The organism is Sphingobium mellinum (assembly GCF_037860795.1).
Taxonomy (GTDB): domain Bacteria; phylum Pseudomonadota; class Alphaproteobacteria; order Sphingomonadales; family Sphingomonadaceae; genus Sphingobium; species Sphingobium mellinum.
In genome coordinates this window covers 679,244-703,354 of sequence record NZ_JBANRK010000001.1, presented here as the reverse complement: position 1 = coordinate 703,354, position 24,111 = coordinate 679,244, and the positions used below count along the sequence as shown (strand labels likewise).

Here is a 24,111-nt window from a genome sequence, read left to right as displayed (position 1 = left end):
CCATATTTCGCTGTCCTACGCTGAACCGCCCGCGCTATGGCGAGGAGGCGACGCGGCTTATCGATTTTCGCCGATTGACGGTGTGAACTTCGCCGATCTGAACGGCGGCCTGACGGATGGATGTGAATGCCCGAACTGCCCGAAGTCGAAACCACGGTCGCAGGATTGCGCCGCGTGCTGGAAGGATCGTCGCTCGTCCGGGTGGAACCGCGCCGGGCCGATCTCCGCTTCCCCATCCCCCCCGACCTGCGCCAGCGCCTGACCGGCGCGACCGTGACAGGGCTGGGGCGACGCGCCAAATATGGCCTGATCGAAACCGATCGCGGCGACATGCTGATCTTTCATCTTGGCATGTCGGGGCGCTGGCGGATCGATCCAGCCGAAATCGGCCGCCATGACCATCTGCTTATCGAAACGGGGGAGGGGCGGCTGCTCTCGCTCAACGATCCTCGGCGTTTCGGCTCGCTCGACCTCGTCCGCAGCGACGGCTGGGCTTCCTACGGCCCTTTCACCCGCATGGGGCCAGAGCCGCTCGGCCCCGATTTCTCCGCAGCCTATCTTGGCGAGGCGCTGGGCGGCAAGGCGACGTCGATCAAGGCGGCGTTGCTCGACCAGCGGGTGGTCGCGGGGCTTGGTAATATCTATGTCTGCGAAGCGCTCAACATGGCCGGCATTGCTCCCACGCGGCAGGCGGGACGGATTGGCCGCATCCGTCTCTCGCTGCTGGTCGATGCGATTCGCGCCGTGCTGACGGCAGCGATCGCGGCGGGCGGATCGACCCTGCGCGATTATGCGAGGCCCGATGGCGAACTCGGCTATTTCTCCAAACAGTGGCGTGTCTATGGACGAGAAGGCGAATCCTGCGCCTGCGGCGGGGTGATCCGCCGCCGTGTGGATGGGGGCCGATCGACCTTTTACTGCCCGAAATGCCAGAAGTAGCGAGGCGCTGCTGGTTGACGGTCGGCTCCATCCACTGTAAGGGGCGCACCTTCACGGGGCTGGCGGGCGATTCCGGCTGGCTCCTTCCACGAGATTTGACGAGACCGAGGACTGTAAATGGCCAATACGCCGCAAGCCAAGAAGCGCATCCGTCGCAACGCACGTCGCGCCGAAATCAATGGCGCCCGCATCAGCCGGATCCGCACCCTGGTGAAGAAGGTCGAGTCCGCGCTGGCCGCCGGTGACAAGGCCGCTGCTGCAACGGCGCTACAGAGCGTCCAGCCGGAACTGGCCCGTGGCGTTGCGCGCGGCGTGCTGCACAAGAATACGGCTGCCCGCAAATTCGGCCGCTTGACGAAGCGCGTCAGCGCTCTGGGCTGAATCGCCCACTTTCATCGTCAGACCGTTTTCGAAAGGCTCGTCCCGATCCGGGGCGGGCCTTTTTCATATTTTTGTCACGGTCGCGTAACCACCGTGAACGCGAAAAGACACGTTTTTCTGCCGATTCGGGGCTTATGAGGCGGAATCGATCTTTCTGTAATTATCTGAAAAATAAAGGATATTTCGGCAATCGACCTTTTCTGCGGGTTTGTTGAGTCAACGGCTTTATTTCACATTTTTGAACCGTCCTGACCTTGATCCGGCGAAGATTGCCTGTCTATTTTCATGTCTCTGGTCACCACTCGAATCGATCTGGGTGACCGTCAGATAGTTGGTTGGCGTAGGGCAGTTGGGAAGCGGGGCTTTCCCATAACGGCTCCTTGCGTTTTATGGCCCCTGCCCTGCGGGGGCACAGTTGATGGGGGTCGGCTGTTTATGAAGGGTATTTCTGCAGTGGTGGGTAGTTCGAGCGTTCAGGCCTCGCATGATCATGCGCGCCTGGAAACCGTCTGGGACACCATTCGCGCAGGCCTTCGCCGCGACATCGGCGCGCGTATGTTCGACCAGTGGCTCAAGGCCGCTCGGCTGGGCGACTATTGTTCCGAATCCCAGACGCTCGACTTGTTGTTCGCGTCCGATTTCACGGCGAATTTTGTGTCCGGCCACTTCGGCGATCGCCTGCGCTTGGCCTGGCGTTCTGCCGGCGCGGGCGTGCGGGAAGTGCGGTTGTGCCGAGCGCCCAATGCCATCGGCCCCCGCCTGCTCGAAATAGCGCCAGCCGAACAGCCTTGGACCGTGCAGGACTCTGCGCCGGCAGAGGCGGGAAGCTCCTGCAATTTCCAGCCGCGCCACAGCTTCGACAATTTCGTGTCGGGCGAGACCAACCATCTGGCCTTTTCTGCGGCGCAGGCCGTGGCGAGCGAAGCCCAGCCGCGCTTCAGCCCGCTATTTATCCATGGTGGCACGGGACAGGGCAAGACGCACCTCCTCCATGCGATCGCCCAGGCCTTCATCACCCATTCGCCCGCCGCGCCGGTTCTCTACATGTCGGCCGAACGTTTCATGATGGAATTCGTCAACGCAATGCGGGCCAATGAGACGATGACGTTCAAGGCGCGGTTGCGCGCGGCGCGGTTGCTGCTGATCGATGACATCCAGTTCATCGCCGGCAAGGGGTCGACTCAGGAGGAATTCCTGCACACGATCAACGACCTGATCGATTCAGGCGCGCGCATCGTGGTGACCGCCGATCGCGCGCCGCAGCAGCTCGATTCGATTGATGCCCGCATCCTGTCGCGTCTTGCCGGCGGCCTGGTCGCCGACATTCGTCCGGCCGGACTCGACCTGCGCCTGGCCATACTGGAAGCGAAGCGGGCGATTGCCGGTGATCCGCCGGTGCCTGACGCGGTGGTCGACTTCCTCGCCCGATCGATCCGGTCCAACGTTCGCGAATTGGAAGGCGCGTTCAACAAGCTTATTGCCTACGGTCAGCTGACCGGCCGGTCCATTGATCTGGAATTCGCCCAGGGCATGCTGGCCGACGCGGTGCGCGCAAATGCCCGGCGGATTACCGTGGACGAGATCCAGAAGGTCTGCGCCGCCCATTACAAGATCGATGCTGCCGAGATGCGCTCGAAGCGCCGGGCGCGCGCCGTGGCACGGCCGCGACAGGTGGCCATGTATCTGGCCAAGAAGATGACCCCGCGTTCGCTCCCGGAGATTGGCCGGATCTTCGGCGGCCGGGATCACAGCACCGTTATCCATGCAGTGCGCACGATCGAGGAACTGCGGCAGACCAACGCGGATATCGATGCCGACGTTCGGGCCTTGTTGCGGCAGCTGGAAAACTGACCGCCGACAGCATGGGACAGGTCAAGCTAGCATGCGTTCCATGATCCGACGGCTCACCTTGCTGTTCCTCGCCATTCTGGTCTCATGGCCGCTCGCCGCACAGACCCCGCCCGGCACTCCGACGTCCGATGTGCGCGTCGCGCTGGAAACTGGGGCAGGGCGGATCGTTGTTGCCGTGCATGGGGACAAGGCGCCGGTCACGGCAGCCAATTTCCTGCGCTATGTTGACCAGAACCGACTTGATGGCACCAGCTTCTATCGAGGCGTGGGATCGCCCGACTATGGCTTCGTACAGGGCGGCACGCAGAATGATCCGAAGCGGGTGCTTCCGCCCATCGTTCATGAGCCGACGACGCAGACCGGACTCACCCATGATGATGGTGCCCTGTCGATGGCGCGCTATGCGCCGGGCAGCGCGACTGGCGACTTCTTCATCGTCTTGGGTAGGATGCCCGGTATGGACGCTCATCCGGAAGCGGCAGGCGACAATCAGGGCTTCGCCGTGTTTGCCCATGTCATTGAGGGTATGGATGTCGTGAAGCTGATCCTCGCCGCGCCGAAATCACCTGGCGCCGGAGAGGGCGTTATGAAGGGTCAGATGTTGGAGCAGCCGGTCAAGATACTGACGGCGCGCCGCATTCCCTGACCATTCGGCATAGCGGCAAGAAAAGCCCGATGATCATTGGACCATCGGGCTTTTCGGAAAGCTGCTCAGCCCTTCTTTTCCGGAGGCAGCGTGATCTTTACATCTTCGCCGTTTTGGCCGGGAAAGCCGGTGAACATCGCATCGATAAGGTTCGGCACCAGATAAGTGAGCTTGTTCGAAAGGGACTGAGCGGAGGCCCTGCCCTCAAACAGCCGCCGGTTGTCCGCTGCCCGATCGATCTTCATGCTCAGGCCGCTCGTATAGACTGTGTAGCTGGCTACGTCGGAATAGCCGGGGCCGAAAAGCCATGGATCATAGAAGCCGTAACCCCATGGCCGGCCCCAACGGCCGCGCCAGCCCCAGCTACCATAGAAGGGATCGGGCGACACGAAGCCGGTCGAGCGCACCTTTTCCCGCCCATTGTCGACCTGATAGGCGACCCGCACGATGAGGTCGGCCCGTGCCGGATCGCTGGCGGGCACATAGCCAGTCTGGGTCAGCCGCTGCCCGACGAGCCCGGCATATTGGGCAAATTCCAGGCCGCCTGCCAGGCGGGAATCATCGGCGACAATGGTGAAGCTCTGCCCGGCCGGGGCCGGCAGCTGTTGGAATCGTGCGACATCTGCCTTGAAGGAGGTTGCGCAGCCGGAAAGGGCGAACAGTCCCAAAGCGGGTGCGGCGAACAGACCGATCTTGCTGAAACGGATCATTTTTTCTGCGTCCTGTATCGGGCGGGAAGCCTTTCAACGATCTAGCGCCTTGTGATAGCAAAGCGCAACTGAACATCGTTTGAACGCTCGAAACGGGCGTGCCGGCGCAAACCATGTCCTGTCATCCTCAGGACGGCATGAGCGCGGCTTTTCCGTCACCCCCCCCTGCTGTGATGGGTTCACCGCATCAGCCCCATGGCGTCATAAGCGGCACGCAGCGTCGGTTCCGCCGCGGCTGCGGCTCTGGCCGCGCCCTTTTCCAATATCGCGTCGAGCGCGTCGTCGTCAGTGCGCAACTCCATGAAACGAGTGCGGATCGGCCGGAGCGTTTCCACCAGCAATTCGCCCAGCGCAGGCTTGAACGCGCCGAAACCCTTGCCGGCGAAGCTGGCGCAAACCGCGTCCGGGGTCTGGCCGGACAGCGTCGCATAGATGCCGACCAGATTATTCGCTTCCGGGCGGCCTGCCAGTCCCTCGGCTGTCTCGGGTAGAGGTTCGGGATCGGTCTTTGCCTTCTTCACCTTCTGCATGATCGCGTCGTCATCATCGGTGAGATTGATGCGGCTCATGTCCGACGGGTCCGACTTGGACATCTTTGCCGTCCCGTCCCGCAGCGACATGATCCGCGCTGACTCTCGCGGGATGATCGGATCGGGCAGCGTGAACAGCTCAACGCCGAAATCGGTGTTGAACTTCGTGGCTATGTCCCGCGCCAACTCCAGATGCTGTTTCTGATCTTCGCCAACCGGCACGTGGGTGGCGTTGTAGACCAATATGTCCGCGGCCTGCAGCACGGGATACACGAATAGGCCGATCGACGCGCCCTCGCGGTCCTTGCCCACCTTGTCCTTGAACTGGGTCATGCGGTTGAGCCAGCCGATCCGCGCGGTGCCGTTCAGCAGCCAGCAGAGTTCGGCATGGGCCGGGACCCGCGCCTGGTTGAACAGAATGGACCGATCCGGGTCGATCCCGGCGGCTACCAGAGCGGCGGCCATGTCACGGACATTGCGGATGCGCTGGTCCCGCCCCTCATGCACGGTGATCGAATGCATGTCGGCGAGGAAGAAAAAACATTGGCTCGCCTCGTCCATCTCATCCTGCATCCGCACCCAGTTGCGGATTGCGCCCAGATAATTTCCCAGGTGCAGATTGCCGGTCGGCTGGATGCCGGAAAGGACGCGCATTCTTCTATCCGTTCTCGCTGGTGGTTGCGTTCTTGCGCCGCAGCAGAGCCTTGATGTCGGAAACCCGATAGGCGCCGGTGAGGAAGCAGGCCACTCCGTAGAGCGCAACGCCGGCGCCCACAAGCACGGCAAGCGCGATGTAGCGCTGCACCATAGCTCCGCTGAGCCAGGGGTCGAGCAGGCCCTCGCCCGCGTAGAGGGCGATACCCATCACTACGGCTGCGACGGCAAGCCGGGGCAGGCGACGCCGCAGTTGTGCATCCGGAGCAAAATGGCCACGCCTGATCAGCGTGGAATATAGCATCGCCACATTGATGGTGGAGGAGAGCGCGGTCGCGAGCGGGGGACCGACATGTTTGGCGATCGGGATGAGGATGATATTACCGATGATGTTTATCAGGATCGACAGCATCGCATAGCGAACGGGCGTGCGCGTATCCCCCCGCGCATAATAGCCCGGGGTCAGGACCTTCACGAGGACATAGGACGGGAGCCCGATGGAAAAGGCGGACAGCGCCCAGCCGCAGCGGCGCGCATCTTCCACCGTGAAGCGGCCATATTGGAACAGGCCGCGCACGATTGGTTCGGCCACGGTGATGAAGGCGACGGTGGCAGGCAGCGTCAGGAACAACGCCAGTTCTATGCCGCGGTTCTGCGTCTCCATGGCCTGGCTGTCCTGGCCGGTCGAGAGCAGGCGCGAGATGGTGGGCAGCAGGATGGTGCCGAGCCCGATGCCGATCAGTCCAAGCGGCAACTGGTTCAGCCGGTCCGCATAATAGATATAGGTGATCGACCCCGACGCGAGCAACCACCCCGACAAGGCGGTCGAGACCAGCAGGTTGATCTGTGACGCGCCCGCACCCGCTGCGGCCGGCACGATCAGCCGCAGCAATTCCCGAACGTCGGCATCGAAGCGCGGCCGCTTGAGCGCCATCGACACGCCCGCCCGGCGACAGGCCCAGATGAGCCAGAGCAGCTGCAACGCGCCTCCGACCGTGACGGATATAGCCTGCACGCGCGCGGTTTCATATTCGTCGGCGCCATGGAAGAGCCAAAGCCCGGCGATCATAGCGACGTTGAGCAGGATGGGAGCCGCTGCATTCACCCAGAACTTGTCGAGCGAATTGAGGATGCCCCCCAATAGCGAGGCAAGGCTGATCAGCGCCAGATAGGGCAGCGTGATGCGGGACAGCGTAACCGCGAAAGCAAATTGTTCGGGTGTCGGATGCTGGCGCGAAAAGCCGCCTGAAAGCAGCCAGGTTATCGGCCAGGCCGCGGCGATCAGCACGATCGTGAAGACGATGAGCACCGGCAACAGAACGGCCAAGGCTCGCTCTGCAAAATGATAGCCTTCCACTATGCCACCCGGTCCGGCGGCCTTGCGATTGAACATCGGGATGAAGGCGGCCGAAAAGGCGCCCTCCGCGAATAGCGCGCGAAACATGTTGGGCAGGCGGAACGCAACGCCGTTGAACGCGTCGGACGCGAAGCCCGCGCCAACATAGCGTGCCGCAAGCGAATCGCGGACCAGTGCGAGCACTCGGCTGGCGAGCGTCAACCCGCCCACCGAGCCCAGGGCTTTTGCAAGCTTCACAGTCGGGCGCTCCGATTGGACCCGGCCGGCGCAAGCGCTGACATCGATTGGCGCGAATTGGCAACCACAAGATCGACCATGCCCTCGGGCAAAGCCGGGGCGAAGGGATATCGCGGCATCGGCGGTGTCAGGCGGTGCCCGCCGGCTCACCTGCGGTTTGCGCCAGAGCCTGGGCCTGCTGCATATATAGCGCGCCGAAGTCGATTGGGTCGAGCAGCAGCGGGGGGAAGCCGCCGTCGCGGATCGCGTCGGCGAGCACGCGCCGAGCAAAGGGGAAGAGGAGCCGGGGCGCTTCAGCCAGCATGAAGGGCTGCATCTGATCCTCAGGCACGTTGCGCATGCCGAAAATCGCGGCATAGACCAGTTCGACAGCGAATGCCGTGCCCTGCGGGGCGGTCGCCTTCACTTCGATCTTCAGCGAAATCTCGACGACTTCGTCGCCCACCTTGTCGGCGCCGATGTTGAACTGCACGTCGATCTGCGGCTGGTCCTGCCACTGATAGACGGTGGGTGCGTTCGGATTCTCGAACGACAGATCCTTCACATATTGGCTGATGAGCGCGATCTGCGGGCCGTTGTCGGCCCCGTTGCCCGTGCTGCTGGTGTGCTGGATGGTATCGGCTTCGTCGGCCATCTTCTCTTCCTGATTATCCTGTTCGCGGCTGGCCTCTTGCCCTCTGCGATGGCCCGTGCGCTTAGCAGGGGCGGCAGGGCAGGGCAATGGCGGCAGGCAAAAGCGGCCATTTGAATATGCGGGGAAACATGCCTATGTTGGCTGCGTTACAGTTTTGCAGATCTAGACCAAAGGGTGCCCGGCCCCGTGTATGTAATCGTGATCCTCGCGCTCATCGCCGGTTTTTTGGCGTTGCGGCTCTATTCTGTTCTTGGCAAGCGGACAGGGCATGAGCAGGAACCCGCGCTTCGTCCGGCGGAGGAGCGCGCCAAGGTGACTGTGCTTCAGCCGCGTCCCATGACTGAGACGCCGGGCGATTCGGTGAGGTTGGCGGACGGCTTGATCGCCTCTGGGGGAGAGGCCGGCATACGCGCGCTGATAGCGGCGGACCGCAATTTCGATGTCCCGCAGTTCGTGGAAGGTGCGAAGGCTGCGTACAAGATGGTGCTGGAGGCTTTCTGGCGGGGCGATCGGCAGGAGCTGGAATGGCTGTGCGACGCGGACGTGCTGTCGTCCTTCGAAGAGGCGATCGCTGCGCGCGAGGCTGCCGGGCACGTTCTCGACAATCGGCTGGTGCGCATTGAGAAGGCGCAGATCATCGATGCCAGCGTTAACGGCCGCGTTGCCGAGGTATCGCTGCGATTAGAAGCGGACATCGCCGCGGTGACACGGGACAAGGATGGCAATGTTGTCGCCGGTTCGCTGACGGACGCTGTGGGCACAAATGACATCTGGACATTCACGCGCGACCTTCGCAGCGCTGATCCCAACTGGAAGCTCAGTGAAACCGACGAGGCTGCGTGAGTCTGCGCCAGTCGGCGGGTGCGCTGCTGGCGGCGCTTCTGCTGTCGGCATGCGCTGGTGGCGTAATCCCGCCCGGAACGAATAGGCCAACGCCAACCCGCCCTATTCAGGCCAGCGAAGCTGCTGCTCGACCCGTACCGTCCACGCCGCGTCCGCCTCTGCTGGTAACGCCGCCGACTGCTAGACCTGTGGATGTGGGAACAGCGGTCGGCGTAGGCCTCACACCTGTCCCTGACATTGCGAGCCTCATTCCTGCCGGAGAACGATCTGGCAAGGCGCTCCTGGCTTTTCGTGCGTCCTGTTCCGCACTTATGAAGCGCGTCGACCAGAGCGGCCTGACCCGCGGCTCGGATTGGAACAGCGCGTGCGCGGCGGCCTCCAGCTGGCCCGAGGCAAGCGCCAGCGAATTTTTCAGCCGCTATTTCGAAGCCATGCAGATCGGTGACGGCGCGGCCTTCGTCACCGGTTATTATGAGCCCGAGATCGCGGGTTCGCGTACCCGTCAACCTGGATATGAGGTGCCCATCTATCGGCGTCCGCCGCAGTTGATCGACGTCGATCTGGGCCTCTTCGGCGACACTCTCAAGGGCAAGGTCATCAGGGGCAAGGTCCAGGGCAGAAGCTTCGTGCCATTTGAAGATCGTGCCCAGATCCTCTCGGGAGCGCTGGTGGGGCAAGGGTTAGAACTAGCCTGGGCGGCGGACCCGATCGAATTCTTCTTCCTGCAAGTGCAGGGCAGCGGACGGTTGACCCTGCCTGACGGCAGTGTGATGCGGATCGGCTATGACGGCCAGAATGGCCGCGATTATGTCGGTATCGGCAAGCTGATGAAGGATCGCGGCCTGATCCAAGGGGGGTCGATGCAGGATATTATCGCGTACCTGCGCGCCCATCCGGCGGAGGGCGCAGAAATCATGAACGAAAACAAGAGCTTCGTTTTCTTTCGCGAACTGAACGGGCCGGGCCCGGTGGGCGCCATGGGGGCGCCTGTAACCCCTGAAGCAACGGTAGCGGCTGACCCGAAATATGTGCCGCTAGGCGCGCCGGTGTTGCTGTCGCTGGATCGTGCCGAGCCCAATGGGCTGTGGATCGCGCAGGATACCGGTGGAGCGATCAAGGGAGCCAACCGGTTCGACAGTTTCTGGGGTGCGGGCGCGCGGGCACGCGGGATTGCGGGCGGAATGGCGGCTCGCGGCAGTGCGTTGATCCTGCTGCCCATCGGATCGGCCGCGCGGCTGGGGCAGCAATAGGGCATTCTGCGGTGGCGCGGCGGCATCTTTCGTCCGAGGAGCAGGCGCTCTGGAACGCCCTCGCTCGCTCGGTCCGGCCCCTGCAATCGGGTGCGCGCCTGCCCGAATTCCCGACGCTGCCGGTTGGAAGCAGCAGCGCATCAGGGTTAATGCCGGCGCCGACTGCGCTGGGGCCGGCGCGCGCCTCGCGGGTCCCCAATCCGGTGCTGGATTCCAGCTGGGAACGGCGAATCCGTAGCGGCAGTTTGACGCCCGAGATGAGCATAGACCTCCACGGCCACAGCCTGTCCGCCGCGCATGTCCGGTTAAATCACGCGCTGGCGGCGGCGACGGCGCGGGGTGTCCGCGTGCTGCTGGTGGTGACGGGAAAGCCGCCGAAAACCGATAGTCCCGCGCGGCAGTCCTCACGGGGTGCCATTCGTGGTGAGATCGGCCACTGGCTGGAAACGACCCCCTATGCCGATCGCATCGCCAGCGTCAGGCTTGCCCATCCGCGTCATGGTGGAGAAGGCGCCATCTACGTAATATTGCGCCGCAAGAAATAGACGGTCGCGGGCGTTCGTACTGACGGTTTCTTAACCAGCGCCCTTCATAACCCGTCGGGTCTGGCGGCTCATCGTCGAGCCGCGCCCAAGGCGGGAGTATCATGCAGGGCGTGACATTGACAAGCCGCGCCACCGCCTTCGCCTGCGCCGCGGGGGCGCTGGTGTTCATTCTATCGCTGGTCCTGGGCCAGGGCCAAGCCGACGATGTGGTCGGCATCGGCCGGTCGCTGATCATAGCGATATTGTGCGGCACCATGAGCTGGGCGTCGGCCCGCCGTACGATCGCGACCACCGCGATTGCCATCGACACCGCCACTGAGAGGCTGGTCGCGGCCGCGCATGGCGATCTCCAGTCGGCTGTGCCACCGGACATCCGCGCGGAACTGCCCGACCTGTCGATCGCCATGGAGAGCTTGTTCAGTCAGGTCCGTACCAATCTCGACCATGTGCAGACGCTGGCACTGTTCGATCAGGTGACCGGCCTTGCCAATCGCACCAGTTTCTGCCGGCAGGTCGAGCGATTGCTCCTGGAACGAAGCGAAGAGGGCGCCGCCGCGCTGTTCTTCATCGATCTCGACGGGTTCAAGGGCGTGAACGACACCCTGGGCCACGCGGCGGGCGATCAATTGCTGGCGCGCGTCGCCGGCCGGCTGCGCGAAGTCGTGATGGCGCAGGTCAGCGCGGGCTGCGGCGACGCCGTGACCGGCCGCCTGGCAGGCGATGAATTCACCATGTTCTTCCCCCAACTGCCAGGCCGGGACGCCGCCCACCGTATCGCCCGTGCGGTCCAGTTCGCGCTCGATGAGCGGTTCGACCTTGGCAGTCAGCATGTCGAACTGGGCGCGTCGATCGGCATCGCCTGCTATCCCGACCATGGCGACACGCTTTCGGCGCTGCTGCGCTCGGCCGATATCGCCATGTATCACGCCAAACGCCAAGGGCGCGGCCGGGCCGAAATGTTCACGGCTGAACTAGCGCTGGAAGCAGCGGACCGTGCTGAGCTGGAGCGCGATCTCCTGCTGGCGCTGCAGCGCGACGAGTTCCTGCTGGAGTTCCAGCCGCAGATCGAGGCCGGTAGCGGCCGCGCCGTCGCGGCGGAAGCGCTGATCCGCTGGGCGCATCCCGAGCGGGAACTTGTCATGCCCGGCTTTTTCGTGCCCGTGGCCGAGGAAAGCGGCGCGATTGTCGCGCTGGGCGACTGGGTAATGGGTAAGGTTTGCGAAACAGCGGCACGATGGGCGCGAGCGGAGGTCGGGCAGCGCATCGCGGTCAACATCTCCTCGCGCGAACTGTCGCAGGCCGATTTTTTCCTGCGCTTGCGTCATGCCATGTCGACCCATCGGACGCCTCCGTCCATGCTTGAACTGGAGATCAGCGAATCGCTCGCCATGGAGATGGATGCGCGTGTGCTGGACCAGGTCAGGGCGCTACGACAGGACGGCATGCGGATCGCGATCGACGATTTCGGCACCGGCTATTCCAATCTGTCGCGGCTCAAGGAACTCCCGGTCGATCGCGTGAAGATCGACCGCAGCCTCGTGCGCGACATTGCCATTTCGGCCGAGGCGCGCACGATTTGCAGCGCCGTCGTCGGCCTGATTCAGGGCCTGGGCATGGAAGTCGTGGTCGAAGGCGTCGAAACGCAGGCGCAGATGGAGATGCTGCGCGTCATCGGCTGCACGCTGTTCCAGGGCTATCATCTTGCCCGGCCGACCGGAGAGGAGGATTATCTCATCCGCTTCGCCGCAATCCCGGTCGCCGAGCGGCGCTCAATCTAGCGGCGCACGTCTAGTCACGCAGCGCTCGCCGAATGACCAGTGCATAGATGCTCGTCAGGTCGCCAAGATCCTGCAGGGCAACAGCCTCGTCCAGTTTGTGCATGGTCGCGTTATTGAGGCCGAATTCCACGACCGGGCATAGGCGCGAGAGGAAGCGTGCATCCGAGGTCCCGCCGGTGGTCGACAGTTCCGCTTCGATGCCGACGACATCGCGAATGGCATTCGCGACCAGCGCGGAAACGGGCCCCGGTTCGGTCAGGAACGGCTCGCCGCTGATCTTGGCTGTGACGGTGCCGCCTTCGACCGCTGCCATGGCCGTGATCCGGTCGACCAGCGCTGCGCCTTGATGCTGGTCGTTGAAGCGAATGGAAATGCGCGCTTGCGCCGCTGCCGGGATCACGTTGGTCGCGGTGTTGCCCACTTCCAGGTCAGTGATCTCGATATTGCTGGGCTGAAACCAGTCGGTGCCTTCGTCCAGCACCTCGCGGTCGATTGCGGCGAGGATGCGGACGAGGCGGGGGACGGGATTGTCGGCGAGGTGGGGATAGGCGACATGGCCCTGTGTGCCTTCCACCCGGATCCACATGTTGACCGATCCACGCCGGCCGATCTTGATGACATCCCCCAGCCGCCGCGACGAGGTAGGCTCCCCCACCAGGCAGAGTTCGGGACGCAGGCCATGGGCCGCCATCCGGTCCATCAGCGCCAATGTGCCGTAAGTGGCGGGTCCTTCCTCGTCGCCGGTGATGATGAGGCTGATCGTTCCCGGCAGATCCGCGGGCAGGTTCGCGAGCGCGGCGACGAAGGCGGCGATGGAACCCTTCATGTCCACCGCGCCGCGACCGTAGAGCAGGTCGCCGCGGATTTCGGGAACGAAGGGGTCGCAGCTCCAGCCATTGCCCGGCGGAACGACGTCAAGATGGCCGGCGAAGGCGAAGTGCCGGCCAGCGCCGGTAGTACGCCAGGCAAGCAGATTTTCAACAGGTCCGTCGGGCTCCTCGCCGACCACGAAACGGTCGACGTTGAAGCCGAGCGGAAGCAGCATGCTTTCCAGAACCGCGAAGACCTCGCCATGCGCCGGGGTTACGGAAGGACAGGCGATCAGCTTCCGTGCTATATCCACTGCGTCGGCATTGGTGCTGGTCATGGTCATGCCGCTGCGTTAGCGAAAGCCGGCCGCCTTTGCCAGCCGGAGGAAAGGATCATGCCCAAGATTGACCTTGCGGCCATCGAGCAGAGCAACCGCACCGGATATCCCGCGCCCTTTGCCGTGGCGGTGCACGGGCGCTGGGTGCGGCGCGTGGGGCGGGACGCGGGCTTGACCGACTTCGGCGTCAGCCATGTGGTCCTGAAACCCGGTGCGGCATCCTCGCGGCGGCACTGGCATGAAGATGAGGACGAGTTCGTCGTGATCCTGAGCGGCACTGCGGTGCTGGTGGAGGATGGCGGACGCGTCATCATGAAGCCCGGTGACATGGCCGCCTTTGCCAAGGGCCACCCGGACGCCCATCATTTGCTTAACGAGAGCGATGATGATTGCGCGTTCCTGGTCTTCGGCCGCGTGCCGCTCGGCGACGCACATTATCCTGACATCGATCTCAGCTGGTCGGGCGGCGCCTATCGGCGCAAGGACGGGAGCGCCTTTTGAGCAGGGCCGACCAGGGATTCAGTCCGGTTCGTCGGAGGGACGGACATAGGCGCCATGACCGTCGGGCGGAATGAGTTGCTTTCCTTTGATCGTCAGGCGCAGCGTTCGGAAGCCCGGCTGCGGCACGTCGCTCGTTTTTTCGGCAGTGAGCAGGACCGCATCCTCCTGTTCCTGCCAATGCCCTTCGGCGAAAAGGTCAAGCGCGCCATAGACGAGATACCATTGGAAGCGTCCATCGGCGTGGAGCAACAGTTCCGAGCCCGTCTCCATCACGCCGTGCAGGTAATAGTGGCCGGCGCGGCCGGGTTCGACGGCGGCCGCCGGGCTGGAGAGGAAGGCGGCGAGCGGGAGCAGGGCGAGCGGCATGCGCATGCGAGATAGATAGCGCCGGAGCATGATTTGCGCCAGTTTTCCGTGGAAGTTCACACCGTATGCGCGCGCGTGCGGGGGCGCGCGTAGGCGTCGTGGGAAGCGGTTCGACATTTCAAAGACCGGGGGGCGGGATAGGCAGGACAGGGGATGTAGGACAGGGAAAAAGTGAGCCTCGACGGAAAATAGGATGGTTTTTCACGCCAGCCGTGGCCCGGCGGGTACAGTTGAACCTGATCGATATCATGAGCGAGCAATGTCGGTGCCGCCAGACACATGATTGTCGCGTAGCAGTCACGCATTTCCGCGAATGCGATCAGCCTCGGTTCCGCGTGACGCCGCCGTCGATCCGCTTTCCACCCTAGGCCGCCGCGAACGGCAGGAGCGCCTCGTACACGTCGAGCGGCGGCTTACCGTCAACCCGTGCCCCGTTCCGCATGAGGAAGGCGTGGCGAACGATTTCCGCCTGCTGTTCGAGGCCGTAACCGGTGAAGGGGCGGCCGGGTACGATGTCATAATCGTAGCGGCAGAAGGGGTGGCGCATCAGCGGCAGATACCATTTGCCGCTTTTCTGCGCCTGCCAGACATGGGTCATTTCGTGGATGAAATGACCCTGGAGGTGCAGCGGCGCGGCGCAGAAATCGGCGCAGAACAGCCCGCCTCGCGGATGGAACCAGAGGTGGCCGTCGGGCGCCATGGTGACGCGGCGGGGCTGGAGCGGCCACCATTTACGGTTATGAACGCGCACGCGGTCATAAGTGATCGCCTGCCCGAAGATCGATCCGGCGAGGCGGACTTCGGCCGGGGTGAGGGCGCGGCCGCTCAATGGTCCTTGGGTGCCGGGACGGATGCGGGCGCGCCGCCGCCGGCTTTCTGGATCACGGCGTCAACCAGCAGCCGATCCCCATTGGCGAGGAGGAAGGTGAACGTCATCTTGCCGCGGCTGATCGCCGTGTCGTTGACGCCCCAGATCATGAGGTGCTTGCCGCCTGGCGCGAAGGCGACCTTGGTCTTGGCTGGTATGTCGACCGAATCGAGCTTGCGCATCATCATCATGCCGCCATGGTCCATGCTTTCATGCATTTCGACCTTGACCGCATAGTCGGTGAGCACGCCGCGCAACTGCGTCGCCGCGTCGCCGCCATGCGCGACGAAATAACCGGCCGAGGGTGTGTCCTTGTTGGGACTCAGACGCACCCAGGCCTGGTCAATATAGGTGGGCGCCGGATCGCCGCAGGCGGTCAGCGCGAAGGGGGTGGCCAAGGCAAGAAGGAGCAAGGGTGCGCGCATCATTCCGCTTTCGTGAGTGTCTCGTTTCTGGTCGGTCGGCACCGTAATGGCCGCCGCTTCTTGTGCCAAGAAAGATCGCGCCTATATCGCAACGGCAAACCGGCCTTGCCTTGGCGCTTTCGTGAGGTAATGGGCCGTCAACCGCTGAATGAATTTGGGGTTCAAAGAGGACACAATGGCAAAAGTAATCGGCATCGACCTTGGCACCACCAACAGCTGCGTGGCCGTGATGGACGGCGGCAAGCCCAAGGTGATCGAAAATGCGGAAGGCGCGCGCACGACGCCTTCCATCGTCGCCTTCACCAAGGATGGTGAGCGCCTGATCGGCCAGCCCGCCAAGCGCCAGGCCGTTACCAATCCCGACAACACGATTTTCGCGGTGAAGCGCCTGATCGGCCGCCGTTTCGAAGATCCCACGACGAAGAAGGATATGGAACTGGTTCCCTATCACATCGTCAAGGGCAGCAATGGCGATGCCTGGGTGCAGGCCGGCGGCAAGGATTACAGTCCTTCGCAGATTTCCGCCTTCACCTTGCAGAAGATGAAGGAAACCGCCGAGAGCTATCTGGGCGAGACCGTCACGCAGGCGGTCATCACCGTTCCCGCCTACTTCAATGACGCGCAGCGCCAGGCGACCAAGGACGCCGGGCAGATCGCGGGGCTGGAAGTCCTGCGCATCATCAACGAACCGACGGCGGCTGCCTTGGCCTATGGCCTTGAGAAGCAGGACGGCAAGACGATCGCGGTCTATGACCTTGGCGGCGGCACCTTCGACATTTCCATTCTGGAGATCGGCGACGGTGTGTTCGAAGTGAAGTCGACCAACGGCGATACTTTCCTGGGCGGCGAGGATTTCGACGCCAAGCTGGTCGAATATCTGGCTGAGGGCTTCAAGAAGGAAGAGGGCATCGACCTCACCAAGGACAAGCTCGCGCTGCAGCGGCTGAAGGAAGCCGCCGAAAAGGCGAAGATCGAGCTGTCTTCGGCGCAGACCACGGAAGTCAACCTGCCCTTCATCACCGCTGACCAGAATGGTCCCAAGCATCTGGTGAAGTCGATCACGCGCGCCGACCTGGAGCGCCTGGTCGCCGACCTTATCAAGCGGACCATGGAGCCATGCAAGAAGGCGCTGGCGGACGCGGGCGTTTCGGCGAGCGACATCAGCGAAGTGGTGCTGGTCGGCGGCATGACCCGCATGCCCAAGGTGCGTGAGGCGGTGAAGGACTTTTTCGGCAAGGAGCCCCACACCGGCGTCAATCCGGACGAAGTCGTCGCCATGGGCGCGGCGATCCAGGCGGGCGTGCTGCAGGGTGACGTCAAGGACGTGCTGCTGCTCGACGTGACCCCGCTGTCGCTGGGCATCGAGACGCTGGGCGGCGTGTTCACGCGCATGATCGACCGGAACACGACGATCCCGGCCAAGAAGAGCCAGGTCTATTCGACCGCTGACGACAATCAGCAGGCGGTGACGATCCGCGTGTTCCAGGGCGAGCGCGAAATGGCGGCGGACAACAAGCTGCTCGGCCAGTTCGACCTGGTGGGCATTCCCCCCGCGCCGCGCGGCGTGCCGCAGATCGAGGTCACGTTCGATATCGATGCCAACGGCATCGTCAACGTCCATGCCAAGGACAAGGGCACCGGCAAGGAACAGCAGATCCGCATCCAGGCTTCGGGCGGCCTCAGCGATGCCGACATCGAACAGATGGTGAAGGATGCCGAACGCTTCGCCGAAGAGGACAAGAAGAAGCGCGAGTCGGCCGAGGCCAAGAACAACGCCGAAAGCCTGATCCACACGACCGAGAAGCAGCTGGAAGAACATGGCGACAAGGTCGATGCCGGACTCAAGTCCGAAATCGAGGCCGCGATCGCGGCTGCCAGGTCGGCCGTCGAGGGCGGCGACCCCGAAGCGATGAAGGCCAAGGCGCAGGACCTGGCGCAGGTTGCGATGAAGCTTGGCCAGGCGATCTATGAGAAGGAGCAGGCTTCGGCCGCGGCTCCGGGATCGGATGGTCCGAAGGCGGATGACGATGTCGTCGATGCCGAATTTTCGGAAGTGGACGACAACAAGGCTTGAGGCCGATGAAACGCTTCTCGACTTCGCCCGAACCGAACGGTTATGGTAGCTGCTGCAGCCGTTCAGCCGGAGCGAAGTCGGGGGACGTGCGCGCGCCGGGGGCGAGATGAGTACCGAACTGGACTATTATTCCTTGCTCGAGGTGGAGCGCACGGCGGACGCCTCGACCATCAAGAGCGCCTATCGCAAGCTGGCGATGAAATATCATCCGGACAAGACCGGGGGATGCAGCGACGGCGAGGCCAAGTTCAAGGCCGTTTCCGAAGCCTATGAGTGCCTGAAGGATCCGCAGAAGCGCGCGGCCTATGACCGTTATGGCCATGCCGCCTATACCAACGCCCAGAATGGCGGCGGTGGCGGCTTCAACGGCGGACGCGGCGCGGGCGGCTTTTCGGACCTGGGCGATATTTTCGAGACGATCTTCGGTCAGTCGGGCTTTGGCGGCGGCGGCCGTCAGGCGCAGCGGCGCGGTGCAGACCTGCGCTACGACATGGAGATCACGCTCGACGACGCCTATCACGGCAAGCAGACCGAGATAGAGATCGAGGTTTCTGCCGCCTGCGACAGCTGCGACGGATCGGGCGCGCAGCCGGGGACCGGGGTCAAGACCTGCGGAACCTGCGGTGGCCACGGCCAGGTGCGGGCGCAGCAGGGCTTCTTTGTGGTCGAGCGCACCTGCCCGGGCTGCCACGGCGCGGGCCAGGTGATCGAAAGCCCTTGCCGCACCTGCCGGGGCGAAGGCCGGGTCGACAAGCCCAAGACGCTGTCGGTCAATATTCCGGCCGGCGTCGACGAAGGCACCCGCATCCGCCTGACCGGCGAAGGCGAGGCTGGCGCGCGCGGCGCGCCGGCAGGCGACCTTTATATCTTCCTGCATGTGAAGCGGCATCCGATCTTCGAGCGGGATGGCACGACGCTGTTCTGCCGCGCACCGGTGAGCTTCACGACGGCGGCGCTGGGCGGCTGCATCGAGGTGCCCGGCCTCGACGGGCAGCGGCACCAGATAAGCATCCCGAGCGGCATCCAGTCGGGCAAGCAGATCCGCCAGCGGGGCGCGGGCATGCCCGTGCTGAACGGGCGCGGGCAGGGCGACCTTGTCGTACAGGTCGATGTCGAGACCCCGACCCGGCTGACCGCACGGCAAAAGGAACTGCTGGAAGCCTTTCGCGAGACGGAAACCGGCGAGGAATGTCCGCAATCGACGGGTTTCTTCTCCAAGCTCAAGGAATTGTGGGGCGACTGAACTGTCGGTCGGTTTCATGGTTTGGGGGCCGGGTGCGGGATAGGCCGCCCCGGCCTTTTCCGTTTCTCATCGGACGGCCATCCGCGCCGCCCTTGCCGCTGCCACAGCCGAAGCGGTTATCCCGTGAAGACAGATTCCCGATGGACAGGCGGTTTTGATGCCCGGAGAACCATGGAGGCCGGGCTGGCCGTCCCATGACACATGCCGGAACGGTGTTGCCTCAAGCCACCAGGAACATGTCCGGGTCGATCGCCATCAGGCTTTCCGCGCCGCCCTCCATCTTGCGGCGGAGCGCGCCGGCGTCGGGCATTATGCGTTCGGCGAAGAAGCGGGCGGTGACGAGCTTGGCCTCCAGATAGCGGGCGTCGCCTTCGCCGGCTTCGAGCAGGGCAGCGGCAGCTTTCGCCATGCGCAGCCACATGAGGCCGGTCGCGACAATGCCGAGAATGTGCATGTAATGTACGGCGCCCGCGCCGGCATTGTCAGGATTCTGCATGGCGTTCTGCATCAGCCACATGGTGGCCGCGCCAAGCTGGCCGCTCGCCTTTTCGAGTGCTTCGGCGAAGGAAGAGAGCCTCGTGTTGCCTTTCGCCTCGGCCACCTCATCGGCGACCAGCTTTAGGAAGAACTGGAGCGCGCGGCCGCCATTCATGGCGAGCTTGCGGCCGACCAGGTCCATCGCCTGTACGCCGTTGGTGCCTTCGTAGATCTGGGCGATGCGGGCGTCGCGGACATATTGTTCGACGCCATTTTCCCAGATGTAGCCGTGGCCGCCGAATACCTGCTGGGACATGACGGCGACATCGAAGCCCTTGTCGGTGCCATACCCCTTGATGACGGGCGTGAGCAGCTGGACGAGGTCGTCCGCTGCCTGCCGCTCTTCCTCGGTCGCGGCGTGGTGAGCAAGGTCGACCTGCAACGCGCCCCAGAGCATGAGCGCGCGCAACCCCTCCGTCAGCGCCTTGGCTTCCATCAGCATGCGACGCACGTCTGGATGAACGAACAGCGTATCGGCCTTTTCCGACGCGTCTCTGGGGCCGCTCAAGGCGCGGCCCTGGCGACGCTCGCGGGCGTAATGCACCGCGTTCTGAAAGGCGACCTCCGCCTGGCCGAGCCCCTGCATGCCGACCCACATGCGCGCTGCGTTCATCATGATGAACATGGCGGCAAGGCCCTTATTTTCTTCCCCCACGATCCAGCCTGTGGCGCCGTCATAATTCATGACGCAGGTCGCGTTGCCGTGAATGCCCATCTTGTGTTCGAGCGATCCGCAGGACACGGCGTTGCGCGCGCCCAGCGAGCCATCGTCATTCACCAGCAGCTTGGGCACGACGAACAGCGAGATGCCCTTGCTCCCTTCCGGTGCGCCGGGCGTCCTGGCAAGGACGAGATGGATGATGTTTTCGGTAAGGTCCTGCTCGCCCGAGGAGATGAAGATCTTGGTGCCGGTGACGGCATAGCTGCCGTCGGCGTTGGGGACCGCCTTGGTCTTGATGAGGCCGAGGTCGGTGCCGGCCTGCGGCTCCGTCAGGTTCATCGTGCCGGTCCATTTGCCCGAGACCATGTTGGGGATATATTTCCGTTTCTGCTCCTCGCTGCCCCTGGCGATCAGGGCGGCCACGGCGCCGCTGGTCAGGCCGTGATACATTTCGAAGCTGTGGTTGGCGGACAGCACATATTCGCCAACCGCCGAGGCGATGACGTTGGGCAGGCCCTGGCCACCATATTCGACCGGCCCGTGCAATGTCGTCCAGCCGCCCTCCACATAGGTGTCGAACGCCTGCTTGAAGCCGGGCGGCGTGGTGACACTGCCGTCGGGATGGCGCGTGCAGCCTTCCTTGTCACCCACGGCGTTCAGCGGAAAAAGCACCTCTGCCGCCATCTTTCCGCCTTCCGCCAGAATCGCGTCGACCAGGTCAGGCGTGGCGTTCTGGCAACCGGGCAGGTTGGCGAAGCGGTCAAGCCCGACGACATGGTCGAGCACGAAACGGGTTTCGCGGAGCGGTGCGGCGTAGGTTGGCATGATCTTCTCCGGAAATGCTTATGTTCTGACTCGAAACGGCGCTCAGGATTGAGCGATCACCCGCACGAAATCGGACAGTTCAGCGATGGCGGCATCGATATCCGCCTTCTGCCGCGTGAGCAGGTCGATCCGCGCCCTGCACTTGGCAACGGTGACGCGCCGCTGCTCCTCATGTTCCTCGTCCGCGTCATACAGGTCGATCATCTCGCGGATGTCGGCGAGGCTGAAACCGACCCGCTTGCCGCGCAGGATCCAGGCCAGGCGGGCGCGGTCGCGGCGGGAGTAGATGCGGGCCAGGCCGTGGCGTTCCGGCGCGATCAGCCCTTCATCCTCATAGAAGCGAAGGGCGCGTGCGGTGACGCCGAATTCTTCCGACAGGTCGGTGATGGTGTAGCTCTGGCGGTCTTTGTGGTCGGGCAGTTCAATGCCCGCGATGCTGGTGCGTTGATCCATTGCCGCAAAGTAGGAATAGTTTACGTTAACGTCAAGTTTGATTTGGATGGGGCAATCTGCCCTGATGACAGCGGCTCGCCCGACCGCTAAGGCGCCCCAATGCTGGGGGCGATCAGACATTCCGAGGGCTGGCGAGCCGTGCTTGCGGCGCTGGCTCTGCTTGTCCTTGCCATCCAGCTGGTTGCTCCGTCCGGCTTCATGCCGGTTCGGACGGATCGCGGCGTTGTGGTGACGCTGTGCACCGGCCAGGGTGCCGTAAACGTCCTGATTGCGCGCGACCGGGCGCCTGGCAAGCCTGGCCATCCGCGTGACGAGGGCGCGCCGGCACAGCAACATTGCGCCTTTGCCGCGTCGATCCAGCCGCTGGTGCCGCCGCTCGTCCTCGCCGACCTGGCGCTGCCCGCCTGGCAGCTGGCCTTCGGGGCGATTGCCTTTGCGCTCAAGACCGGCGACATTGCTCGACTGGCGGCGCCGCCGCCACCTTCATCCGGTCCTCCCCCGACCTTCTGAAATCCTCCTCCGGCTGCCTGCCGCATCCTGCAATTTTCAGAAGGTTTCATCCATGTTGCATTTCACGCTTTCGCGCGGCGTATCGCTGTGCGCGCTTGCCTGTTCTTTTCTTTCCATCCCCGCTTTCGCCGATGAGGGGCCGGACAGCCGCATTATCGTCACCGCCAGTCCGCCGGTCGAGATGGCTGTCACGCGCGCTCAGCGGACGGCGGGCGGCGTGGATGTCGTCGCCGCCGAGACGTTTGAGAACAAGGTCGCCGTGTCGCTGCGCGACGCGCTCGCCTTTTCGCCGGGCGTCTATACGCAGCCGCGCTTCGGGCAGGAGGTCCGGATATCCATCCGGGGCTCTGGCCTGTCGCGCGGCTATCATATGCGCGGGCTGACGCTGCTGCAGGATGGCATTCCGATCAACATGGCGGACGATAATGGCGACTTCCAGGAGCTGGATCCGGCCGTGTTCCAGCATCTGGAGGTCTATCGCGGCGGCAACGCGCTGCGGCTGGGCGGATCGACGCTGGGCGGGGCGATCAACGCAGTGACGCCGACCGGGCGCACGGCGCCGGGCGCGGAGCTGCGGATCGACGGCGGATCGTTCGACACGCTGCGCGCCAAGGCCGCCTATGGCTATGCCGACGCACGGGGCGATGCGTGGATGGCGATCACCGCGGATCGTTCGGACGGCGACCGTGCGCATGGTGAGCGCAGGGCGCTGCGCTTCAACGGCAATGTCGGCCTGAAGCTCAGCGAAAATGTCGAGACGCGCTTCTACGCCAGCGCGCAGACGATCCGGCAGAAGCTGTCGGGCGCGCTGACCGAAGGCGATGTGCTGGATGATCCCGGGAAGGGCAGTGTTGTCGGCGATCAGGCGCGCAACATCGATTCAATCCGGTTGCAGAACCGCACGACAGTACAGATCGAAGGCGGGCAGCTGGCCTTCGGCGTCTATTACAACAGCAAGGCGCTCAATCATCCGATCTATCAGGTAGTCGACCAGAAGTCGGAAGATCGAGGGCTGTTCGCGAGCCTGGATTGGGCGGGCCACCTTGCTGGCCTGCCGGTAGAATTGACGCTGGGCACTCAGGCCCGGTTCGGCAGGGGGGATTTCCGGCAGTTCGCCAATGTGAATGGCAAGCCCGGCGCGCTGATGTCGGTGCAACGGGCCCATGCTCAAACGATCAACAGCTATGGCGAAGCGCGGGTGGCGCCGGTGATGGGGCTATGGCTCATAGCGGGTGGCGTCCTCACGCATGGCGAACGGCGGCTCGACAACCGCCTCGTTCCCATACGCAGCGGCGATGTGTCTTTCGACAGTTTCGCGCCGAAATTCGGCCTGCTGTTCGAACCGGCCAAGGCGGTGCAGCTCTACGCCAATTACAGCCGGTCGGTGGAGCTGCCCGGCTTCATCGAGTTGGGCCAGACGGCCGTCGACGCCGGCGGCGTTCCGCTGCCTGGCTTCACGCCGCTCGATGCGCAGCGGGCCTGGACGGCGGAGATCGGGACTCGGGGCACGCTGGGCGTGGCCCACTGGGATGTCAGCCTCTATCGCGCCGACATACGGGGCGAGATGCTGCAATATAATGTGCAGGCCGGAGTCATCCCCGCTTCCACATTCAATGCAGGCCAGACCCGGCATCAGGGGATCGAGGCAGGGCTGGACCTGGCGCTGACCCCCTGGGCGATACTGCGGCAGGTCTATCAATATAGCGACTTCCGCTTTCGCGGAGACGTGCAATTTGGTGACAATCGCCTGCCTGTCGTGCCACGCCATTTCTACCGCGCGGAACTCAAGCTGGGAACAGAGCGCGCCAGCCTCTCTCCAGCGGTCGAATGGGTGCCACAGGGCGCCTGGGCGGACTATGCCGACAGCCACCGCGTCGACGGCTATGTGACGCTGAACCTCGGCGCCGAGGCACGGGTTGCGAAAGGCATGGCGCTGTTTCTTGACGCGCGGAACCTTACGCAGACACGCGCCGTCGGCGATATCGGTGCGGTGGTGCGCTATACGGGGCAGGCGACCTTCTATCCGATCGAACGGCGCGCCTTTTATGGCGGGGTGCGTGCCCACTTCTAGGCCGCGCTGCTCTGAAAGGGCGCCGGCCTATCCTCTTGAGGGGGTGGAGCGCGGGGGCAATAAGGGCTAGAGGCG

General features: G+C 63.8%; 23 protein-coding genes. 13 read left to right on the top strand and 10 right to left on the bottom strand.

What is annotated here, in order from left to right:
- Positions 1-126 precede the first annotated feature (126 nt).
- The 4 genes from mutM to AAC640_RS03545 all read left to right on the top strand — a co-directional run bounded on the left by mutM (position 127) and on the right by AAC640_RS03545 (position 3,817).
- Positions 127-939, top strand: a complete 813-nt coding sequence (mutM, locus tag AAC640_RS03560; protein WP_340264692.1) for a bifunctional DNA-formamidopyrimidine glycosylase/DNA-(apurinic or apyrimidinic site) lyase — start codon at positions 127-129, stop codon at positions 937-939.
- 117 nt (positions 940-1,056) lie between these two features.
- Positions 1,057-1,320: a 30S ribosomal protein S20 gene (gene rpsT, locus AAC640_RS03555; RefSeq protein ID WP_340264691.1), complete on the top strand. Its 264-nt coding sequence runs from the start codon at positions 1,057-1,059 to the stop codon at positions 1,318-1,320.
- A gap of 435 nt (positions 1,321-1,755) precedes the next feature.
- A complete protein-coding gene (gene dnaA / locus AAC640_RS03550) occupies positions 1,756-3,171 on the top strand; it encodes a chromosomal replication initiator protein DnaA (RefSeq protein WP_340264690.1) in 1,416 nt (471 codons plus the stop codon).
- A 40-nt stretch (positions 3,172-3,211) separates the two neighbouring features.
- A complete protein-coding gene (locus AAC640_RS03545; RefSeq protein WP_340264689.1) occupies positions 3,212-3,817 on the top strand; it encodes a peptidylprolyl isomerase in 606 nt (201 codons plus the stop codon).
- A gap of 65 nt (positions 3,818-3,882) precedes the next feature.
- On the opposite strand, the gene AAC640_RS03540 is transcribed toward AAC640_RS03545, so the two are convergent.
- From AAC640_RS03540 to secB, 4 genes are all read right to left on the bottom strand, one after another.
- On the bottom strand, positions 3,883-4,527 hold the full coding sequence (locus tag AAC640_RS03540; protein ID WP_340264688.1) for a DUF4136 domain-containing protein: 645 nt from the start codon (positions 4,525-4,527) through the stop codon (positions 3,883-3,885).
- Between the two features lie 179 nt (positions 4,528-4,706).
- Entirely contained in the window at positions 4,707-5,711 is a 1,005-nt protein-coding gene (trpS, locus tag AAC640_RS03535) for a tryptophan--tRNA ligase (protein ID WP_340264687.1), read from the bottom strand.
- A 4-nt stretch (positions 5,712-5,715) separates the two neighbouring features.
- Entirely contained in the window at positions 5,716-7,305 is a 1,590-nt protein-coding gene (gene murJ, locus AAC640_RS03530; protein WP_340264686.1) for a murein biosynthesis integral membrane protein MurJ, read from the bottom strand.
- A 127-nt stretch (positions 7,306-7,432) separates the two neighbouring features.
- The gene (secB, locus tag AAC640_RS03525; RefSeq protein WP_340264685.1) at positions 7,433-7,939 is read right to left on the bottom strand and encodes a protein-export chaperone SecB; all 507 of its coding nucleotides are present in this window, start codon (positions 7,937-7,939) and stop codon (positions 7,433-7,435) included.
- A 186-nt stretch (positions 7,940-8,125) separates the two neighbouring features.
- Here secB and AAC640_RS03520 point away from each other — a divergent pair, with 186 nt between their 5' ends.
- From AAC640_RS03520 to AAC640_RS03505, 4 genes are all read left to right on the top strand, one after another.
- Positions 8,126-8,782: a Tim44/TimA family putative adaptor protein gene (locus AAC640_RS03520; RefSeq protein WP_340264886.1), complete on the top strand. Its 657-nt coding sequence runs from the start codon at positions 8,126-8,128 to the stop codon at positions 8,780-8,782.
- A complete protein-coding gene (mltA, locus tag AAC640_RS03515) occupies positions 8,779-10,032 on the top strand; it encodes a murein transglycosylase A (protein WP_340264684.1) in 1,254 nt (417 codons plus the stop codon). The genes AAC640_RS03520 and mltA overlap by 4 nt, the downstream gene beginning before the upstream one ends.
- A gap of 11 nt (positions 10,033-10,043) precedes the next feature.
- Positions 10,044-10,577, top strand: coding sequence for a Smr/MutS family protein (locus AAC640_RS03510; RefSeq protein WP_340264683.1), 534 nt, complete (start codon positions 10,044-10,046; stop codon positions 10,575-10,577).
- A gap of 101 nt (positions 10,578-10,678) precedes the next feature.
- Positions 10,679-12,355, top strand: a complete 1,677-nt coding sequence (locus AAC640_RS03505; RefSeq protein ID WP_340264682.1) for a putative bifunctional diguanylate cyclase/phosphodiesterase — start codon at positions 10,679-10,681, stop codon at positions 12,353-12,355.
- A gap of 10 nt (positions 12,356-12,365) precedes the next feature.
- On the opposite strand, the gene dapE is transcribed toward AAC640_RS03505, so the two are convergent.
- Complete coding sequence (dapE, locus tag AAC640_RS03500; RefSeq protein ID WP_340264681.1) at positions 12,366-13,508, bottom strand: succinyl-diaminopimelate desuccinylase; 1,143 nt, start codon at positions 13,506-13,508, stop codon at positions 12,366-12,368.
- A gap of 51 nt (positions 13,509-13,559) precedes the next feature.
- Here dapE and AAC640_RS03495 point away from each other — a divergent pair, with 51 nt between their 5' ends.
- Positions 13,560-14,003 carry a cupin domain-containing protein gene (locus AAC640_RS03495; RefSeq protein WP_340264680.1) on the top strand — a complete coding sequence of 148 codons (444 nt, stop codon included), beginning with the start codon at positions 13,560-13,562 and terminating at the stop codon, positions 14,001-14,003.
- An 18-nt stretch (positions 14,004-14,021) separates the two neighbouring features.
- Here the strand turns inward: AAC640_RS03495 and AAC640_RS03490 are convergent, their stop codons facing one another.
- From AAC640_RS03490 to AAC640_RS03480, 3 genes are all read right to left on the bottom strand, one after another.
- Positions 14,022-14,399: a hypothetical protein gene (locus AAC640_RS03490; RefSeq protein WP_340264679.1), complete on the bottom strand. Its 378-nt coding sequence runs from the start codon at positions 14,397-14,399 to the stop codon at positions 14,022-14,024.
- Between the two features lie 334 nt (positions 14,400-14,733).
- Positions 14,734-15,198, bottom strand: a complete 465-nt coding sequence (locus AAC640_RS03485) for a vgr related protein (RefSeq protein WP_340264678.1) — start codon at positions 15,196-15,198, stop codon at positions 14,734-14,736.
- Positions 15,195-15,662 (bottom strand): copper chaperone PCu(A)C, encoded by a 468-nt coding sequence (locus tag AAC640_RS03480; RefSeq protein ID WP_340264885.1) that lies wholly within the window; start codon positions 15,660-15,662, stop codon positions 15,195-15,197. The genes AAC640_RS03485 and AAC640_RS03480 overlap by 4 nt, the downstream gene beginning before the upstream one ends.
- Positions 15,663-15,837: 175 nt before the next feature.
- On the opposite strand from AAC640_RS03480, the gene dnaK reads away from it, so the two are divergent.
- Complete coding sequence (dnaK, locus tag AAC640_RS03475; RefSeq protein ID WP_340264677.1) at positions 15,838-17,736, top strand: molecular chaperone DnaK; 1,899 nt, start codon at positions 15,838-15,840, stop codon at positions 17,734-17,736.
- A 106-nt stretch (positions 17,737-17,842) separates the two neighbouring features.
- On the top strand, positions 17,843-18,979 hold the full coding sequence (gene dnaJ, locus AAC640_RS03470; RefSeq protein ID WP_340264676.1) for a molecular chaperone DnaJ: 1,137 nt from the start codon (positions 17,843-17,845) through the stop codon (positions 18,977-18,979).
- A gap of 220 nt (positions 18,980-19,199) precedes the next feature.
- On the opposite strand, the gene AAC640_RS03465 is transcribed toward dnaJ, so the two are convergent.
- Together AAC640_RS03465 and AAC640_RS03460 are read right to left on the bottom strand one after the other, a co-directional pair.
- Entirely contained in the window at positions 19,200-21,002 is a 1,803-nt protein-coding gene (locus AAC640_RS03465; protein WP_340264675.1) for an acyl-CoA dehydrogenase C-terminal domain-containing protein, read from the bottom strand.
- 42 nt (positions 21,003-21,044) lie between these two features.
- Complete coding sequence (locus AAC640_RS03460) at positions 21,045-21,455, bottom strand: MerR family transcriptional regulator (RefSeq protein ID WP_340264674.1); 411 nt, start codon at positions 21,453-21,455, stop codon at positions 21,045-21,047.
- A gap of 99 nt (positions 21,456-21,554) precedes the next feature.
- Between AAC640_RS03460 and AAC640_RS03455 the strand changes: the two genes are divergently transcribed.
- Together AAC640_RS03455 and AAC640_RS03450 are read left to right on the top strand one after the other, a co-directional pair.
- Positions 21,555-21,965, top strand: a complete 411-nt coding sequence (locus tag AAC640_RS03455) for a hypothetical protein (protein WP_340264673.1) — start codon at positions 21,555-21,557, stop codon at positions 21,963-21,965.
- Between the two features lie 52 nt (positions 21,966-22,017).
- Positions 22,018-24,036 (top strand): TonB-dependent receptor family protein, encoded by a 2,019-nt coding sequence (locus tag AAC640_RS03450; RefSeq protein ID WP_340264672.1) that lies wholly within the window; start codon positions 22,018-22,020, stop codon positions 24,034-24,036.
- Positions 24,037-24,111 lie beyond the last annotated feature (75 nt).

What these genes read in the sequence shown, in the direction of transcription:
- mutM (WP_340264692.1), top strand. Translation starts at nt 127, where the DNA reads ATGCCCGAACTGCCCGAAGTCGAAACCACGGTCGCAGGATTGCGCCGC.
- rpsT (WP_340264691.1), top strand. Translation starts at nt 1,057, where the DNA reads ATGGCCAATACGCCGCAAGCCAAGAAGCGCATCCGTCGCAACGCACGT.
- dnaA (WP_340264690.1), top strand. Translation starts at nt 1,756, where the DNA reads ATGAAGGGTATTTCTGCAGTGGTGGGTAGTTCGAGCGTTCAGGCCTCG.
- AAC640_RS03545 (WP_340264689.1), top strand. Translation starts at nt 3,212, where the DNA reads ATGATCCGACGGCTCACCTTGCTGTTCCTCGCCATTCTGGTCTCATGG.
- AAC640_RS03540 (WP_340264688.1), bottom strand. Translation starts at nt 4,527, where the DNA reads ATGATCCGTTTCAGCAAGATCGGTCTGTTCGCCGCACCCGCTTTGGGA.
- trpS (WP_340264687.1), bottom strand. Translation starts at nt 5,711, where the DNA reads ATGCGCGTCCTTTCCGGCATCCAGCCGACCGGCAATCTGCACCTGGGA.
- secB (WP_340264685.1), bottom strand. Translation starts at nt 7,939, where the DNA reads ATGGCCGACGAAGCCGATACCATCCAGCACACCAGCAGCACGGGCAAC.
- AAC640_RS03505 (WP_340264682.1), top strand. Translation starts at nt 10,679, where the DNA reads ATGCAGGGCGTGACATTGACAAGCCGCGCCACCGCCTTCGCCTGCGCC.
- dapE (WP_340264681.1), bottom strand. Translation starts at nt 13,508, where the DNA reads ATGACCATGACCAGCACCAATGCCGACGCAGTGGATATAGCACGGAAG.
- AAC640_RS03495 (WP_340264680.1), top strand. Translation starts at nt 13,560, where the DNA reads ATGCCCAAGATTGACCTTGCGGCCATCGAGCAGAGCAACCGCACCGGA.
- AAC640_RS03490 (WP_340264679.1), bottom strand. Translation starts at nt 14,399, where the DNA reads ATGCTCCGGCGCTATCTATCTCGCATGCGCATGCCGCTCGCCCTGCTC.
- AAC640_RS03480 (WP_340264885.1), bottom strand. Translation starts at nt 15,662, where the DNA reads ATGCGCGCACCCTTGCTCCTTCTTGCCTTGGCCACCCCCTTCGCGCTG.
- dnaK (WP_340264677.1), top strand. Translation starts at nt 15,838, where the DNA reads ATGGCAAAAGTAATCGGCATCGACCTTGGCACCACCAACAGCTGCGTG.
- dnaJ (WP_340264676.1), top strand. Translation starts at nt 17,843, where the DNA reads ATGAGTACCGAACTGGACTATTATTCCTTGCTCGAGGTGGAGCGCACG.
- AAC640_RS03465 (WP_340264675.1), bottom strand. Translation starts at nt 21,002, where the DNA reads ATGCCAACCTACGCCGCACCGCTCCGCGAAACCCGTTTCGTGCTCGAC.
- AAC640_RS03460 (WP_340264674.1), bottom strand. Translation starts at nt 21,455, where the DNA reads ATGGATCAACGCACCAGCATCGCGGGCATTGAACTGCCCGACCACAAA.
- AAC640_RS03455 (WP_340264673.1), top strand. Translation starts at nt 21,555, where the DNA reads ATGCTGGGGGCGATCAGACATTCCGAGGGCTGGCGAGCCGTGCTTGCG.
- AAC640_RS03450 (WP_340264672.1), top strand. Translation starts at nt 22,018, where the DNA reads ATGTTGCATTTCACGCTTTCGCGCGGCGTATCGCTGTGCGCGCTTGCC.